General features: G+C 57.8%; 16 protein-coding genes. 6 read left to right on the forward strand and 10 right to left on the reverse strand.

What is annotated here, in order from left to right; all coding sequences use genetic code 11:
• Positions 1 to 48 precede the first annotated feature (48 nt).
• Entirely contained in the window at positions 49 to 363 is a 315-nt protein-coding gene (locus tag K787_RS0119690; RefSeq protein WP_022964530.1) for an EthD family reductase, read from the forward strand.
• Between the two features lie 17 nt (positions 364 to 380).
• Here the strand turns inward: K787_RS0119690 and K787_RS0119695 are convergent, their stop codons facing one another.
• The 3 genes from K787_RS0119695 to K787_RS23875 all read right to left on the reverse strand — a co-directional run bounded on the left by K787_RS0119695 (position 381) and on the right by K787_RS23875 (position 2755).
• Positions 381 to 803, reverse strand: a complete 423-nt coding sequence (locus K787_RS0119695) for a PaaI family thioesterase (RefSeq protein WP_022964531.1) — start codon at positions 801 to 803, stop codon at positions 381 to 383.
• A gap of 168 nt (positions 804 to 971) precedes the next feature.
• A complete protein-coding gene (locus K787_RS0119700) occupies positions 972 to 1481 on the reverse strand; it encodes a DNA-deoxyinosine glycosylase (RefSeq protein WP_022964532.1) in 510 nt (169 codons plus the stop codon).
• Positions 1482 to 1525: 44 nt separating this feature from the next.
• Positions 1526 to 2755, reverse strand: coding sequence for an FAD-dependent oxidoreductase (locus tag K787_RS23875; RefSeq protein WP_022964533.1), 1230 nt, complete (start codon positions 2753 to 2755; stop codon positions 1526 to 1528).
• Between the two features lie 113 nt (positions 2756 to 2868).
• On the opposite strand from K787_RS23875, the gene K787_RS0119710 reads away from it, so the two are divergent.
• On the forward strand, positions 2869 to 3519 hold the full coding sequence (locus tag K787_RS0119710; protein WP_022964534.1) for a DsbA family oxidoreductase: 651 nt from the start codon (positions 2869 to 2871) through the stop codon (positions 3517 to 3519).
• A 17-nt stretch (positions 3520 to 3536) separates the two neighbouring features.
• Here K787_RS0119710 and K787_RS25330 read toward each other — a convergent pair whose 3' ends face one another.
• The gene (locus K787_RS25330; RefSeq protein WP_022964535.1) at positions 3537 to 3800 is read right to left on the reverse strand and encodes a hypothetical protein; all 264 of its coding nucleotides are present in this window, start codon (positions 3798 to 3800) and stop codon (positions 3537 to 3539) included.
• Between the two features lie 447 nt (positions 3801 to 4247).
• On the opposite strand from K787_RS25330, the gene K787_RS0119725 reads away from it, so the two are divergent.
• Both K787_RS0119725 and K787_RS0119730 read left to right on the forward strand, forming a co-directional pair.
• Positions 4248 to 5702: a catalase gene (locus K787_RS0119725; protein ID WP_028615135.1), complete on the forward strand. Its 1455-nt coding sequence runs from the start codon at positions 4248 to 4250 to the stop codon at positions 5700 to 5702.
• 77 nt (positions 5703 to 5779) lie between these two features.
• A complete protein-coding gene (locus K787_RS0119730) occupies positions 5780 to 7324 on the forward strand; it encodes a CHASE domain-containing protein (RefSeq protein WP_022964538.1) in 1545 nt (514 codons plus the stop codon).
• Between the two features lie 8 nt (positions 7325 to 7332).
• Here K787_RS0119730 and K787_RS0119735 read toward each other — a convergent pair whose 3' ends face one another.
• Positions 7333 to 8280 (reverse strand): DUF1853 family protein, encoded by a 948-nt coding sequence (locus tag K787_RS0119735; RefSeq protein WP_022964539.1) that lies wholly within the window; start codon positions 8278 to 8280, stop codon positions 7333 to 7335.
• Positions 8281 to 8322: 42 nt separating this feature from the next.
• On the opposite strand from K787_RS0119735, the gene K787_RS0119740 reads away from it, so the two are divergent.
• On the forward strand, positions 8323 to 8781 hold the full coding sequence (locus K787_RS0119740; protein ID WP_022964540.1) for an EVE domain-containing protein: 459 nt from the start codon (positions 8323 to 8325) through the stop codon (positions 8779 to 8781).
• An 18-nt stretch (positions 8782 to 8799) separates the two neighbouring features.
• Here K787_RS0119740 and ylqF read toward each other — a convergent pair whose 3' ends face one another.
• Positions 8800 to 9816 (reverse strand): ribosome biogenesis GTPase YlqF, encoded by a 1017-nt coding sequence (gene ylqF / locus K787_RS23885; RefSeq protein WP_022964541.1) that lies wholly within the window; start codon positions 9814 to 9816, stop codon positions 8800 to 8802.
• A 237-nt stretch (positions 9817 to 10053) separates the two neighbouring features.
• A complete protein-coding gene (locus tag K787_RS24885) occupies positions 10054 to 10185 on the reverse strand; it encodes an entericidin A/B family lipoprotein (protein WP_084672216.1) in 132 nt (43 codons plus the stop codon).
• A gap of 160 nt (positions 10186 to 10345) precedes the next feature.
• Between K787_RS24885 and K787_RS23890 the strand changes: the two genes are divergently transcribed.
• A complete protein-coding gene (locus tag K787_RS23890; RefSeq protein WP_022964542.1) occupies positions 10346 to 11092 on the forward strand; it encodes a tRNA (adenine(22)-N(1))-methyltransferase in 747 nt (248 codons plus the stop codon).
• Here the strand turns inward: K787_RS23890 and K787_RS0119760 are convergent.
• The 3 genes from K787_RS0119760 to ftsH form a co-directional block, all read right to left on the reverse strand.
• Positions 11064 to 13298: a TonB-dependent siderophore receptor gene (locus K787_RS0119760; RefSeq protein ID WP_022964543.1), complete on the reverse strand. Its 2235-nt coding sequence runs from the start codon at positions 13296 to 13298 to the stop codon at positions 11064 to 11066. The genes K787_RS23890 and K787_RS0119760 overlap by 29 nt on opposite strands.
• Positions 13299 to 13517: 219 nt before the next feature.
• Positions 13518 to 14021, reverse strand: a complete 504-nt coding sequence (locus tag K787_RS0119765; protein ID WP_022964544.1) for a DUF6438 domain-containing protein — start codon at positions 14019 to 14021, stop codon at positions 13518 to 13520.
• A gap of 187 nt (positions 14022 to 14208) precedes the next feature.
• A complete protein-coding gene (gene ftsH, locus K787_RS0119770; protein WP_028615139.1) occupies positions 14209 to 16017 on the reverse strand; it encodes an ATP-dependent zinc metalloprotease FtsH in 1809 nt (602 codons plus the stop codon).
• Positions 16018 to 16117 lie beyond the last annotated feature (100 nt).

The following is a 16117-nucleotide window of genomic DNA, read 5'->3' on the forward strand; positions in this document are numbered from 1 at the left end:
CATGCGCCGGCTGTTCTAGGCTGGCTAGACAACCATAAGGATGCACCCATGATCAAAGTCAGTGTCATGTACCCGAACACCCCCGGCGCACGTTTCGACCACGATTACTACCGCGACACGCATATGCCGCTAGTCAAGAAATTGATGGGCGACGCCTGCGATCATTACACGGTAGACAAGGGATTGGCTGGCGCCACCCCCGGCAGCGAAGCGACCTACATCGCCATGTGCCATATCTTTTGCGCGTCAGTAGAAGCCTTTCAGAGCAGCTTTGCTCCGCATGCTGCAGTCATCACCGCCGATGTGGCCAATTACACAGACCTGACTCCACTATTCCAAATCAGCGAAGTCGTAGTCGGCTGAAGGTAGACCAAAACCGCTTAACGCAGTCGCTGCGGTGGGATCGCATAGGTCCCTACCGCATGCGCGACCGGTTCTTCAGTGCCCTCGGAATACAAGGCGACTTCACCAATCGCCAATGTCTTGCCGACCTTGAGTAGCGTACATACGCCAATAATGTCGCGACCGGACACCGGCTTACGCAGAAAATTGATATTCAGATTGGTTGTCACCGCCAGTGCGACCAACCCGAGTTCACCAAGAATGGCCGCATACAGGGCTACATCCGCAGTGGTCATCATCACCGGACCAGACACCGTACCACCCGGCCGCAGCTCCCCCTCGCCGACCTGATGCCGCACTTTCGCCGAACAGGCGCCCAGTTCGTCCACGCAGACTTTGGCCTGAGGGAATTCACGCTTAAAAAAGGCATTCAACTCGGCAACACTGGGTCTGACGGACATGCGCGGCTCCTGGGGCATAACGAGGGCATAAACAAGCCCACAGCATGCACAGAGTCAGGCTCAGCCGCCAGCGTCGGCAGGCTGGATGGCGCAACTGCCCGCCACCCTGCCCGGAAAGACACCCGCGCTGTCTACCGCCAATCAATCGGTTCGCTCCTCCCTGGCGCGTCACCCATCAAGCAACTGCTGCCAGGCACTCAGCTTTACCGCCATCGGCACCGAGGCATTGGCCGGGCTGGTAGAAGGCAAGCGTTGCAGATGTATACGGCCGCGCAGTGCGTCTGGCAACCCCGGCAACACGTGGCGTCGGAAGCTCGATTCGGCCTTGGCACCATTGAAAAACAGCCGCCTGACTTGCCCGTGCAGCTCAAGGAACCCTCTCAGATCGTTGGGGATAATGGACGCTTCGATAATATCCGAGTCAAGGCTACCCGAGCGGGTACAGGCGCTTAACACATCCCAGACCGCCACTCGCCGATCCAGCAGCTGTTCACAGCGTTGCTCATACGCTAAACCCGGTGGAATTTCGAATATCAACTCCATGAACGGCCAGAAATAATTACGCGGATGCGCATAGTATTGTTGCGCTGCTAGAGAGGCCTGGCCTGGCATCGAGCCCAGCACCAAACAAGTGGCGTCAGAACGCGCAAGCGGAATAAAACTGTGGACACGCGTCATAGCACCTCACGTATTAACTAGAGCCAGAAACCAGATCATTGAATTTAACCAATAGCCGCCACCACCGTATCGGCCGAACGCACGGCCGATTCCAGCAGAGGCACACCCTCATGGGCCCAAGAGCCGCAGAAAAACACTTTACGGCCGGGCGTGGCATGCCATTGGCGCAAATGCTCATGTACCTTCGCCGTGCCTTGGTGCACTACTGCTCTCTCGAAGGGGATTCGTGCCAGCACCCTACAGGAGTCAGGTTCAAATAGCGGATTCCAGGTCTGCATCACCGGTGCCCGGTCAGCCAAACTGGGCTCGAGCTGATTAACCAACACAGTGAACATCGCCTTGTGCATCTGCCGATCCATCTGAAAATTCAACGCAGTCCAGTCCGCAGACCTGGCGGGCAGAAAACGCAGATCCTGATGCACCCACAGCTCACCCGCATCAAAGCGGATACCGCCAAGCACACGGCGCTCCTCAGCGAACGCCTGCCCATCGAGAAAACCCAGGTGATTGGCCTGGGTGGCGATAATCACCCGGTCAAACAAACCGCCGTCACCGCGTTTATTACGCACGCGCAGGTCCTGCCCTTCAGTCAGCATCTGCAGCACCGGACTACCCGAGTAAAAGGTCAGATTCTGCGCCAGACGTTGCGCCAGCACCGAGGTGCCGCCCTGCAAACGTAACAGCGTCGAGCCGTGCACGATGTCATGCAATTGGTTAAGGAGCTGTACCGCAGGCCAAGCCATCAGGTGTTGCTCATCGCAGGTGCAGATGGTGGTCAGAATCGGCAACACCAGCCCGCGCCAGAACAGCGGATCCATGGGGTGCTCCGCCAATACTTCGGCGAGCGTCTGCCGGGACTGCTGCGCCTCCAGCGCGCGCGTCAGCCGGGCCAACTTGCGCAGACCCAGCGCGATGCGTACCGCGCGCCCATTCAAGTAACGCCAGGACCCGATAAAGGGCCAATCAACCCCTGGTAGCTGGCCGCTGCGAAACCAGGTGCTTTGATCGCGCCAGCTGCAGGAGCTGTAGGTGTTAACCTCATAGGTACCCACCCCTACCGCATTGGCCAGGGCCAAGACGCTGGGCCAGGAATCGCGGCTCATTACCCGCAGCGGCACATCCACCAGACCGCCTTCTACCGCCAGCGCATGGGCATCCATACCACGGCCGTCTTGCGCCTCGAATACCGTCACCTGATGGCCGTTACGGCGGCAACCATGAGCCGCAGCAAGCCCGGCCATACCACTGCCGATCACCGCAATAGAAAGGCTCATTGCCCGGCCATGCTGGCCATTACGCCCATAAGAACGCCCAGAATCTGAAACAAATCGCCTCCATTTCTGTGTAAGCTGAACAATAGACTTGAGACCCACAGTGAGAGTTCAGCATGAAAACCCTGCACATCGACATCGTTTCCGACATCGCCTGCCCCTGGTGTGCGATTGGCTATGCCCGGCTGAAGCTGGCCATGCGCGAACTGGCCGGCGAGCTGGGCTTCAACGTGCAATGGCGTGCATTCGAGCTAAACCCCGACCAGGATGCCGAGCCGATGCCTATTCTGGACGCGCTCAGCCGTAAATATGGCCGCAGCGTTGCCGAGATGGAAGCCACGCAGAGCAACATGATGAGCATCGCTCAGGAGCTGGGTCTGGACTTTACCCGGATGCAGGAACGCTATACCCGCAACACCTTCGATGCCCACCGTTTGGTCAAATGGGCTGGTGAGCAGGGTAAACAGACCGAGATGAAAATGGCGCTGTTCGATGCCTACTTCGGCAAGGCAGCGGACATCGCCGATTCCAAGATTCTTGCTGGCTGCGCCGAGTCAATTGGACTGAGTGCAGCGCAGGCTATTGAAATACTCAACTCCACTGACTTCGCCCAGGCAGTACGCGATGAGGAGACGACCTATCAGCAGGCCGGTGTCTCTGCGGTACCCGCCTTTATAATCAATCAACAATACATGATTGCAGGCGCGCAGGAACCAGGCACCTTGGTGGAAGCGCTACGTGAAATTGCCGCATCGGCTCCTGAATAAGCCGATAAGCCGCCTAATCAAACCAAGCCTTCAGACACCAGCATCCCGTGCAGCACATAGCAGACCTGCTGGCCGCGCCGCAGTGTCAACGGGTTGCGGCTGGCGATCAGCCATTGGTCTGCCAAGAGCTCGTTAATATGCACACGCAGCGCGTCAAGATGACGCTGCTGCCGGTCAGGCAGCTCTACAACTTCAATAACGCCGGGGATAGGCGGTGGAACGAGCACGTGACGCGTTGCAGATTTGGCCGCACGCGGTAGCGATGAGAGCTGTTTTTGCATAACGCAGTCCTTCGAGTGGATTGGACATTGTCAGCATCCAGGCTATACCTCTCCGGCGTAAGACCCTTGCCGGGTGGATTGAAAGCTATACAACTAAAAACAATAGTACACAATTGCTTTGTAAAATTTGGAGGCCAGGCCACCCACGAAGTTCATGCAGGCTGCCACTCTCCGACCAACGGCGCTCTCGACAGCGCTCTCGACAGCACTCTCAACAAAATCCTCAACGCCAATTCCCCTGGTGCTTAGCAGCCGGTATGCCGCAGGTACGATGAACCCAGCAAAATCCGAATGAACTATAGCCACAGGATGACTCCAATATAAAGCGGCTAAGCGGCTAAGCGGCAGTGACTCCAATCGCTAGCCGAGCCCCTGCGAACACGTGATGCGCCTGCAACCGAGAAGAGCCAGCATCGCGGATTCACCTAACGACAAGGAGCCCTGATGATGGCGGACAACAAGCAAAAACCTACCACCAACGATGCCGGAATACCGGTTTCCAGTGACGAGCACTCCCTGACCATTGGCCCAGACGGCCCGATTCTGCTGCATGATCATTATCTGATCGAGCAAATGGCGCAATTCAACCGTGAGCGTATTCCCGAGCGGCAACCGCATGCCAAGGGCGGTGGTGGTTTTGGCCACTTTGAAGTGACCCACGACGTCAGCGCCTATACCAAAGCAGCAGTGTTCCAGCCCGGCACCAGGACCGATGTCTTGGTGCGCTTTTCCACCGTAGCCGGTGAGCGCGGTAGCCCGGATACCTGGCGCGACCCGCGCGGTTTCTCGATCAAGTTTTACACCAGCCAGGGCAATTACGACCTGGTCGGCAACAACACCCCGGTCTTCTTCGTCCGCGACCCGATGAAGTTTCAGCACTTTATTCGCTCACAGAAACGCCGCGCCGATACCAACCTGCGCGACCACGACATGCAGTGGGATTTCTGGTCCTTGTCGCCTGAGTCAGCGCACCAGGTGACCTGGCTGATGGGTGACCGCGGCATTCCGAAGACCTGGCGGCATATGAATGGCTACAGCAGCCACACCTTTATGTGGGTGAACGCCCAGGGCGAAAAGTTCTGGGTCAAATACCACTTCAAAACCGACCAGGGCATCGACTTTCTGACCCAGGAAGAAGCCGACACACTGGCTGGTCAGGATGCCGATTACCACACCCGCGACCTGTATGAAGCGCTGAAGAATGGCGACCTTCCCAGCTGGACGCTACAGATGCAGATCATGCCGTTCAAGGATGCCGAAACCTATCGCTTCAATCCCTTCGACCTGACCAAGGTCTGGCCGCATGGCGACTACCCGCTAATCCCGGTTGGCAGATTGACGCTGACGCGCAACCCCACGGATTACCACACCGAGATCGAACAGGCCGCCTTCGAGCCCAACAGCCTGGTGCCGGGTATCGGTGTTAGCCCAGACAAGATGCTGTTAGGCCGGATTTTCGCCTACGCAGATGCACATCGTGCGCGGCTCGGGGTGAACTACAAGCAGATCCCGGTCAACCGTCCGCATGCGCCTGTGCACAGTTACAGCAAAGATGGCGCGATGCGTATGGATAACGTCACCGACCCGGTTTATGCACCCAACTCCAAAGGCGGCCCAAAAGCCGATCCGTCGCTCAACCCGCCAGTGGATACCTGGACCACCAGCGGCGACATGGTGCGCAGCGCCTACACCCTGCGCAGGGACGATGACGACTTTGGCCAGGCAGGCACCATGGTCCGTGAAGTATTGGACGATGCGGCGCGCGAAAGACTGATCTCCAACGTCGTCGGGCATCTCAAGAATGGCGTTACCGAACCGGTATTGGAGCGCTCACTGGAGTACTGGCGCAATATCGATCAGGAGATTGGTGAGCGCATCGCCAAAGGCATCAAAGGGAACTGAATAGCGGTTATAGCGTCATAGCAAGGGGCCAGTAGTACTGGCCCTTTTTCTTCACATTATTTACCCAGGAGGTCAGAGTGAAACGCTATCCACTTCTGGCCATAATCCTGCTTGCTCTGGTGGGTATCGCTATCTGCGCGGCACTCAGCCGTACTGTCTACAATCAGGAAACCAAGGCGATCGCCAACGAATTCCAGGGCGACATACAGCAAGCCGCAGCGGTATTCGAGCGTGAGGTACTGCTCAACCTTGAACTGCTTCACGCCCTGAAAGCAGCGATGGACATCATGCCCGGCATGCACTCGGACCGCTTCAAAGCGCTCAGCGAGGGCATCTTGACTCGCTCACCAGCAATCATGGCCTTTGCCTGGGCCCCGGTGATTGATCGCGATAGCCTGCGGCGTTTCGAAAGCGTGCAACAGCGGCTGTTCAAGGACCTGAAGGTCACCGAACGCGGCCCTGAAGACCACTTGGTACCGGTATCTGACCGGCCTTGGTATGTACCCGTGCAGTTTATCGAACCCCTGGAAAAAAATCGCGCTGCGCTAGGCTTTGATCTGGCCAGCGAACAGCGCCGGCTGGACGCCCTTGAGTCCGCGCGCGATACCGGCAGGCTGGTCGCCACGGCCGGTATCAGGCTGGTGCAAGAGCCAGACACCCAGCAGGGCTTTCTCGTGTTTGCACCGCTCTATCAAGGCCAGCCCAACAACCTGGAGCAGCGCCGAGCGACGCATTATGGCTTTATTACCGGGGTATTCCGGGTCGGCGAACTGGCAAACCAGGTAATTGGTTGGGGCGACAACTCCAGCCTGCTATTCAAGGTTCTCGATGTGACTGACTCAGAGCGCAAAGTACTGTATAGCAATGCCGATCCCGAGGACCCGCGCTGGGTGAGCAACCTGACCTACCAAACGCCATTGGCCGACATAGCGGGACGGGCCTGGCATATAGAATCCATGCCCTCCCAAACCTATATCGACCGCCGGCGCGGCTACTTACCAGCGTTAGTGATGGTGTCGGGGGTGCTATTCATTGCGCTGCTGGTGATCTACGCGTTAATTAACCTGAATCGCAATCGCGTACTAAATGAAGCCAAAGACAAATTGGAAAAGATGTCCTTGACCGACGGGCTAACCAACCTGGCCAACCGTCGGCATTTTGATCGTTTCCTCGAGCAGGAGTGGGCCCGCGCCACACGGCTGTCTACCCCCCTGGCGTTGGTCATGCTGGATATCGACTATTTCAAAGCCTTCAATGACCACTATGGTCACCCGGCCGGAGACGAATGCCTGCGTGCGGTCGCTCGCATCCTGCAAGCCGTGGTGCGCCGGCCTACTGACTTGCTGGCCCGCTATGGCGGGGAAGAGTTCGCGATTGTCCTGCCTGATACCGATAACGCCATAAAGGTAGCCGAAGCCTGCCGCGCAGCCATCGAGGCTGCCCAGATGCCGCACAAACTGTCCGACATTGGCCGCGTGATCACCGTCAGCGTCGGGGTCTGCTCGCGTCTACCCGGCCCTACTACAGACCTGGATGAACTCAAGGTCGAGACCGACGCGGCGCTATACCGAGCCAAGGATGCCGGTCGCAATACCGTAGTTACCTGCGCCCCCTGCCGCTGAGGCAGATGTTAGACGCCAGGCCAGCGCGCAGGCATAACAAAGATCCGCTGCACTTCACACCAATCATCCGTCAATGGATGCTGACGTAGCTGGGCAAACAACCGCGGTGTCTCGGCATCACGGATCTCAGCCAAGGCTATCTCCCGTTCATCCGCGCTGGGTGCGCTCGGCTGCACCCAGGGCCCAAGCCAATGCGGTTTGCGCAGCGGCACCCAATCGCTCATATCCAGCTGCAGCGCAGCCTTCAGATAGGCCCAGCCGCCCCGCGGGTGATCAGCCGGCACCCATTCGGCCGCCTGCACTTGCGTATTACGCGGATAAAACAAATACCCGGGCATAAAAATACGCGAAATCTGCGGCTGCTCGATGCCCCGCTGGCGTAACGCTGCTACGGCCTCCGGCAACGCCGTGCGCTGGCTTTGCTCATCCAGCAGGCGCCGGGTTTTCAGATCAAGACGGTCACGCGCATTGGGGCCGTACCAGCTCACATTCTGCTCACTGTCGACTGAGCCGGGCTGGATATAACCCAGGTAAAACTTCACTGCGATTTCGTGATGCTCGACCAGCCCGGAGTGCGGATTGCGCACGACAAAATCCAGCTCCCCCAGAGTAATACCGCCACGCCGGATCGGCAGGTTTCTGACCAGCAAATCCCAGCCAAGCACATCCGTCAGCAGACAGGCATACAGACTCTCGAAATACATGCCCAAGCGCGGATTGGCTGCCTCAGTCAACACTGCTGGGCCGGCCTCGGGCTCGGCGTCCCAGCGGGTCAGCCGCGCCAGCAAATCGTCAGGCCAATAGGCTCGCATTGCCATGACTTGCGGGCCGCCAAGCAACTGCGCGGTATGGCACATCCACGCCAGATGACGCACCGCCGGATTGCGAAAGCGCGTCAAGTCAGGGCTTTCGAGACCAGGGCTTTGCAACGACGGGCTTTCGGAAGAGAATGTCATGCTCGCAGGTTACCCCTCTTTCCTCCCCAGGAGAAACCACCTATGGCCCATTGGCTGATGAAAACCGAGCCGGACGAATGCGGCATTGACGATTTTGCCCAGGCGCCGGAAACAGCCATTACCTGGGACGGCGTGCGCAATTACCAGGCGCGCAACTTCATAAAGGCGATGAGCGCAGGCGATGAGGTATTTATCTACCACTCCAGTTGCAAGCATATCGGCATTGCCGGCGTAGTAAAGGTGGTCAAAACAGCCTTCCCCGACCCAACCCAGTTCCACCCCGATTCGCCCTATTTCGATGAAAAAAGCACTCGGGATAACCCGCGCTGGCAGTCGGTGGATCTGCGCTTCGTCAGCAAGCTGCCCCGGTTGATCCCGCTGAATGAATTAAAAACACTGCCCGGCCTGGAAGAACTGGCCCTGGTCAAGCGCGGTAGCCGGCTGTCGGTAATGCCGGTCAGCGCGGAGCAATGGCAGATAATTCTGCGCCAGGTCAGCTAAGCCCGGTGCACTAGCCCGCTATTTTTTCTTGCGCGGGTGATTGCGGCTGCCGGTGCCCTTGCTGGGGGCAGGCGGTTGGTTTTTCTGTTCCTTGCGATCAGCGCGGTCAGAGTTGCGTGAGCCTTCCTTGAAGCGCTTTTTGCGCTCCGCGCTTTCCGCTTCCTTCTTCACCTTGGCCTCAGCAATAGCGCGCTTTTCCAGCTCAACCATGGCCGGGGTTTCCAGGCTGATCAAACCAAGCTTGCCCGAGCGTAATTCATTGATCAGCACTTCACAGATCTTGTGCAGGTTGACCTTGCCACCGGCACGCAAGGCACCACGGCGCGCGCCCGCCATCTCAAGAAACTCCAGCTCGGTGCTGGGCAGATATTCCAACTGGAAATGCGCCTGGATCAGTTCCGGATAAGCCTTGATCAAATACTCGGCAACAAAGAAGCTGACATCCTCATACTCCATCGCGGTGTTCTTGATCGCCCCGGTCGCGGCCAGACGGTAGCTGCTGTTGGGATTTTCGATCTTCGGCCAGAGAATACCGGGGGTATCCAGCAACACCACACCACTACCCAGATTAATGCGTTGCTGATCCTTGGTCACCGCTGGCTCGTTGCCGGTCTTGGCCACCACGCGTCCGGCCAAGGTATTGATGATGGTCGATTTGCCCACGTTAGGAATACCGACAATCATCGCATTGATGTTCTTCGCCCCGGCTTCCTTCTCCGGCAGCATCTTGCGGCACAGATCGACCAGCAACTTGATACGCCCCGGCTGCTCTGTAGTGGTCGCAAAGGTCTTTACCCCACGCTCCTGTTCAAGATACTCCTGCCACGCCGCAGTGACTTGCGGGTCGGCCAGGTCGGTCTTGCTCAGCACCTTGATGCACGGCTTGTCGCCACGCAGCTCGGCAATCGCCGGGTTTTCACTGGAATAGGGAATGCGCGCGTCCAGCACTTCGATCAGCAGGTCGACCTGGGGCAATACTTCCCTGATCGCCTTCTGGGCCTTGTGCATATGTCCGGGGTACCACTGAATCGCCATTGCGCCGCGCCTGCATGTGAAGTCAGGCGGTATTGTACGTTAACCCGTCGGTGTAATCTGCACGAAGGGTCAGGGATTAGGTCCAGAGGTAACCCAGCAGAAGCGGATCATGCGCGAGATCCTGACTGACCGAAGTTGAGCAGGCGGGAGGAAAAACCGATGGGGAACGGCGAATAATCAACACCCCCGACCACCCAGGCCGCCAACTGTGGCCGAGTAGTCGGGCATTGCAAATGCTTAGTTCTGCGCTCCGCGCTCAACCGCTTCGCCCGCGTCCTGGATATCCCGACCGGCACCTTCCATTGTGTTACAGCCCGCAATGAACAGAACAGCCATACTGAGCAGCAACGATTTAATTGTAAGACTCATAATCAACTCCAATTTGATATTGACCACCTAAGTTACCCAGCTACGGCTGAATGGCGCGCAGCCTCAATTTAAGACCGCGCGGTGGCACAACAGTTCTATTAGGACATAATGCCCGCCTCATTCACTGCGGCAAATCACGCCCCCGGAACAGATAACCGCGTTGAAACTCAGCAAACGCCTCAGGCAAATCGAATCCATGGTCACACCCGGCTACGCGCATATCTGGGATTGCTGCTGTGATCACGGCCTGCTTGGCGCAGCCCTGCTGGCGCGCCAGGCTGCGCCGAAGATCCATTTTGTCGATATCCTCCCCGAGCTGATCAGCCAGTTGGATGACAAACTCCAGCGTTTCTACCCGAACACTGCCGGCAACTGGCATACGCACTGCCTGGATACCGCCGCATTGCCGCTGGCGCAGTATGCAGGCAGGCATTTGATCATCGTCGCTGGCGTGGGCGGTGAGCTGATGACGCATTTTATTAAGGCGCTTCACCAACAACATCCGCACGCCAACCTCGACTTCCTGCTGTGCCCGGTTCATCAGGAATACCGTTTGCGCCAGCAGCTCATCTCGTTGGATTTTCGCCTAACACAGGAAATATTGATAAAGGACAACCAGCGCTTTTATGAAGTGCTGCTGGTATCGGCAAACCGCGAACGGAGCACCGATCAAAAGACCATCAGCCCCCTGGGCGAACAGATCTGGCAGGCGGACAGCGCCGCGCAGGAAAGCATCGCTCGGGATTATCTGAACAAGACGTTAAAACACTACCGGAACGTGCAGAAGGGCAATACCGAGGACGTGCGGCACGTCGTTGAGGCTTATCGCGCAGTCAGCATTAGCAGGTCAGCAGTAACGCCGACCTGCCATGCGCCTATCAGAAGCGGTACTTGGCCGACGCAGTGAGGCTACGTGGTGCCCCGTAGGTCAATGCGCCGTAAGCATCAAACATATCGAAGTACTTCTCGTCAGTGACGTTATCGGCATTGATCTGCGCCGACAGATTATCGCTGATGTCATAGCGTGCCATCAGGTTAACCAACGCATACGCGTCCTGCTCGATACGCTCCAGATCCCCCGCCGGGTTGACGGCCATGGTATGAATATCTGCCTGCCAATTTACCCCGCCGCCAAGCGTCAGCTTGTTCAGCACACCAGGCAGCCGATAGGTGGTGAAGGTACGTAGCAGCTTGGTCGGATAACGCGTGTTAGCCGCGTCGCCAGCCGAGTTTTCCACATCGAACTGGGTGTAACCGGCCATGACATTCCAACCGGGAGCCAGCTCACCTGTCACCTCCAGCTCGAAACCCTTGCTGGTAACGTCAATCGCCTCATTGGCGAACTCGCCAGGAAGGCCGCCCGGAACAGGAATGCCAGTGGAATCACCCAAGCCGTTTTGCTTGATCTTGAAAATCGCCGCAGAGGTATTCAGGCGGCCATCAAGGAACTCGGCCTTCAGGCCGGTCTCGTAGCTCTCGCCGACGATGGGAGCCAACTGCTGCGCGGTGATATCCCGGTCCGACTGCGGCAGGAATATCTCCGTGTAACTGACATAGGCCGACACATTCTCGCTGAGGTCGTATATAGCGCCAGCGTACGGCGTCAGCTCACTGTCGTCGATGCGCGACGGGGTGTCGAACGGCGTATCGTCACTGACCTTCTTGTACCGGCTGTTGCGCGCGCCGACAATCAGCTTGAGCTCATCGGTCAGATTCAAGCGCGTCACCGCATAAAGTCCTGTCTGCGTCAGATCTCCATAGCTATAAGGCGTCTTCCCGCTCCAGGCCGGCTCAGGGTAATCGCCGTCATACGCATCGAAGTTCGGCACCGTCCCCCCCAACGCGGCACGCCTATCGGCATCAAACTTCTGCTCACTGTGAATGTAACCAAAGGCCAACTCGTGATCCCGCCCGAACAGCGCAAGCGGGCCGTTGAGGCGGATGCTGTAATCATCCTGAACCGACTTGGTGGCGTACGAGCCGGGGAACGCGCCCATCGCAGAGCTGCCATTCCTGCCTGGGTTGCCAAATAAGTACAGCAGGTAAGAGTCGGACGTGCGTTCGCCACGGTTATAGCCAAGGTTCAGCTGCCAGTCGTTGGCAAAGGTGTGATCCAGATTAATGAAATAGGTCTCGTAACTGTTATCCCAACGGCTCCAGTCAGCGGACGAGGTTTTCGAACGACTCCAGTCGGTGCGGCCACCGTCCGCATACCAGATTGGCAGACCACCCCACATCGGAGAATCCGAATTGCTGTCTTGACGGCTCAGACCAAACCATAAGGTGGTGTCAGGCGTCAGATCGATATCCATGGTGCCGTACAGGGTTTCGCGGCGGGTGGATTTCATATCAATCCAGCTCTCGCCGTCATTCACATCGCCGACTAACCGAGCACGCACGGTACCCGCCTCATTCAACGCGAAGGACACATCACCCGTGGTGCCGAAGGTATCCCAACTCCCAGCACTCAGCTCCACTGAGCCGGTGAGATCACGGCTACTGGCGCGTTTGCGTACCAGATTCAGCGAGGCAGAAGGATCGCCCGCCCCTGCCATCAGGCCGTTGGCACCGCGCACCACCTCAACACGATCGTACATGGCCAGACTGCTGAAAATTTCTCCCGAGCTCCACGGCTGTTCCCATACCGTCGGCACACCATCAATCATCAACGAGTTGATTTCGAAACCACGGGCGTTGAACTGGGCGCGATCGGTCTCGTAGCGATTGACCGACACGCCGGTAGTGTTGTTAACCACATCCAGGATCGTCTGCATATCCTGATCCTGAATGCGCTGCTGGGTAACCACGCTAACCGACTGTGGCGTCTCGCGCAGTGACAGGCTCAGCGGCGTAGCCGTGCGCGCAGCTCTAGCAGTATAGGACTCGGTACCCTCGGTAACAGCCGAATTCTGAGAGCCGGTAATAATCACGGAATCCAGCGCCACGCAGCTTTCAGCGTCCGCCGTATCTGCCTGCTGTGCCCAGGCGGGCAGTACTGCCCAAGCAACGCCGATGGCCAGCAAATGGATCGCAAGACGCAGCGGCCGCCTGGTCGCCATGGGATGGACAGCAAAAACGGAACCGGAGCGGATGAGCGAGGGTGACGCAGGCATGACGGGCTTCCTTATTAATGCGCATAATATTGATAACGATTCGCATTGTATTAAAAAGAAAGCAAGAAAGGTAGCTATTGCCCCATACCGATAGGCATTTGAGAAAATAAAATAGTGTTTGGCGTCAGTGGGTGCCCGGCCAGACGGCACCGACCGGGGATTTGAGGCAGCTAACCCTCGGCCAGCGCCATCGTGACCATGAGATCGAACGTGCTCACATTAGCGCGCAGCGGGCCCAACCCAAGCATCCACACCCAGCAGACCATCCAGGCTTTTGAGTGCGTCGGTCAACTGCCGGGCATTCTCGGAACGGCAACCGGTGTCGTGTTCCAGCACCGCCTTGTCTCCTGCTGCATTAGTCCAGATGACGGCGTACTCGGGCAGGTCGGTTGCGCGCGGTTCGCAATCCTGGGTCGCTTGGGTTACGCCTATCGCCGGCTGCCATTCAGCTAGGCGCGCTTGCACTGTCTGAAACACACCCGTCTGATTCTTGCGCTGCCGCGGCCCTTCAATCAGGGTGTGGCGCTCACCATTGAAGTAGGTAAAGCCATCGGCCTGAACCGCCACCTGATACACCGGGCAAGTGCCGTAACAAGGCCCAACAGTGTAGCTGATGCGGAAAGGCTCGGCGCTGCGCACCGGTACCTCGGGCTGTTGGGCGCAGCCCACTATTAACAGGGGAACAACACAGGCGACCAAGCGAAACAGGGTGGATCGGCTCACAAAAAACTCCTCAAATTGGTTAGGCGACGCACTATGGACCGCCCGCAACGGAGTTTTACTCAGTACCGCGCCTGTGTATATGCACCGCATGTAGATTCACGGCAGACGCATGTGCTCGATAACGCCCTATCACGGGGCATCACAAGCCTTGGTTTTCTCGCTGTTCACCTGGGCCGTTGCATTGGGGTTAGGGCGCAGGCTCGCCGATCAAGGCCGGGAACTGCTCGGGCGTGACGGTTTCCTGCTCAAGCAGCATGCGTGCACCCTGCTCAAGCAAGTCACGTCGCTGCTCCAGCAGGGTACGCGCCTCCTGGTAGGCATTGTCTATCAACTGTTTGATCGACAGGTCGATTTTCTCTGCGGTTTTTTCGGAGTAGTCGCGGGTCAGACTCACGTCAGGCGTGTCACCCAGAAAGCGCGATGGTTGCCGTTCAAAAACCGCCTGACCTAGCTCTGCGCACATACCAAAGCGGGTGACGATCTGGCGTGCAATATCGGTTACCCGGGCAAGATCATCTGCAGCGCCGGTAGAGATTTCCTGGAACACTACGTCCTCCGCAGCGCGGCCAGCCAGCAGAACCACAAGACGGTTTTTCAGCTCCTGGGTAGTAATCAGGTAGCGATCTTCAGTTGGCCGCTGCAGGGTATAACCCAGCGCGCCAATTGAGCGCGGGATGATGGATACCTTGTGTACCGGATCCATGCCGGGCAGCGCCGCCGCCACCAGGGCGTGGCCCATTTCATGATAGGCCACTACTTCTCTTTCATGCGGTTGCAGCAGCCGGCCATGGCGCTCGGAACCGGCCACAATACGTTCGATGGCCTGGGTGACATCGTCCATGCCCACACTATCGGCATCGTGCCTTGTGGCAACGATCGCTGCTTCATTGACCAGATTGGCAAGATCAGCACCGGTAAAACCAGTCGTCAGGCCAGCGATTTTGTCCGGATCTATGTCGGCATCACAGATAACTCGCTTCAGATGAACCTGCACAATTGCCGCACGGCCAACCCGGTCTGGGCGGTCGATAACCACCTGCCGATCAAATCGACCCGCCCGCATCAAGGCCGGGTCCAGTACTTCAGGGCGGTTCGTGGCTGCCAGCAGAACCACTCCTTCGCGCGGATCAAACCCATCCAGCTCAGCCAACAACTGGTTCAAGGTCTGTTCCTTTTCATCATTGCCGCCCAGTTGGCCAGCCCCACGCATCTTGCCCAGGGAATCCAGCTCATCGATAAAGATGATACAGGGCGCGGCCTCGCGGGCCTGAACAAAGAGATCGCGAACCCGCGCCGCGCCCACGCCAACAAACATCTCAACGAATTCTGAACCGGAAATCGAAAAGAACGGCACCCCAGCCTCGCCCGCTACCGCCCGGGCCACCAGGGTTTTACCCGTACCCGGCGGGCCGACCAGCAGGATGCCCTTGGGGATACGCGCGCCTAGACGGCCGTAGCGGGGCTGATCCTTGAGAAACGAGACGATTTCCTGCAACTCGGCTTTGGCTTCATCAATACCAGCCACATCTTTAAAGGTCACCCCGGTATCACGCTCGACATACACGCGCGCTCGCGACTTGCCGATATTGACCATACCGCCAAGGCCCTGACGGTTGGCAATATTGCGGAACATGAACACCCAGAAACCAATGATCAGCAGCATTGGAAACAGCCAGGACAGCAGATTGCTCAACCAGGTACTACTCGGCCGATTGCGGAATACCACCTCATGACGCGCCAGCAGCTCCGCCAGATCAGTATCAACCCGCTGGGTAACAAAGCGCGTATGGGCGCCCGCCGGTGAGACAAAACGACCCTGAATGTCATGCTGGCCAATAACCAGATCAGTCAGGGCGCGCCGTTCAACCTGCTCAAGGAACTCGCTATAGGGCAGAGTGACGGTTGCCCGCTGGGTGCCCCACCAACCTTGAAATAGCATCAGCAAGGCGAAGGCAAAGACGAAATAGCCTAGATTCCATTGATGGGTCTTGTGCAGCGCCATAAGCACCTCAGGCTGTGGGTATGGTCCAATTAAACCCCGAAACGCCCTACCTCGGCTTGATCAGTATCAATGCATTGGTACCAAACAACGGCAT

The sequence above is a fragment of the Halopseudomonas pelagia CL-AP6 genome (genome assembly GCF_000410875.1).
Classification (GTDB): domain Bacteria; phylum Pseudomonadota; class Gammaproteobacteria; order Pseudomonadales; family Pseudomonadaceae; genus Halopseudomonas; species Halopseudomonas pelagia.

Bases quoted from the DNA above. Each gene is read 5' to 3' on its own strand.
- K787_RS0119690 (WP_022964530.1), top strand. From the start codon at position 49: ATGATCAAAGTCAGTGTCATGTACCCGAACACCCCCGGCGCACGTTTC.
- K787_RS0119700 (WP_022964532.1), bottom strand. From the start codon at position 1,481: ATGACGCGTGTCCACAGTTTTATTCCGCTTGCGCGTTCTGACGCCACT.
- K787_RS0119735 (WP_022964539.1), bottom strand. From the start codon at position 8,280: ATGACATTCTCTTCCGAAAGCCCGTCGTTGCAAAGCCCTGGTCTCGAA.
- K787_RS0119725 (WP_028615135.1), top strand. From the start codon at position 4,248: ATGGCGGACAACAAGCAAAAACCTACCACCAACGATGCCGGAATACCG.
- K787_RS0119740 (WP_022964540.1), top strand. From the start codon at position 8,323: ATGGCCCATTGGCTGATGAAAACCGAGCCGGACGAATGCGGCATTGAC.
- ylqF (WP_022964541.1), bottom strand. From the start codon at position 9,816: ATGGCGATTCAGTGGTACCCCGGACATATGCACAAGGCCCAGAAGGCG.
- K787_RS24885 (WP_084672216.1), bottom strand. From the start codon at position 10,185: ATGAGTCTTACAATTAAATCGTTGCTGCTCAGTATGGCTGTTCTGTTC.
- K787_RS23875 (WP_022964533.1), bottom strand. From the start codon at position 2,755: ATGAGCCTTTCTATTGCGGTGATCGGCAGTGGTATGGCCGGGCTTGCT.
- K787_RS0119760 (WP_022964543.1), bottom strand. From the start codon at position 13,298: ATGCCTGCGTCACCCTCGCTCATCCGCTCCGGTTCCGTTTTTGCTGTC.
- K787_RS25330 (WP_022964535.1), bottom strand. From the start codon at position 3,800: ATGCAAAAACAGCTCTCATCGCTACCGCGTGCGGCCAAATCTGCAACG.
- K787_RS0119710 (WP_022964534.1), top strand. From the start codon at position 2,869: ATGAAAACCCTGCACATCGACATCGTTTCCGACATCGCCTGCCCCTGG.
- K787_RS0119695 (WP_022964531.1), bottom strand. From the start codon at position 803: ATGTCCGTCAGACCCAGTGTTGCCGAGTTGAATGCCTTTTTTAAGCGT.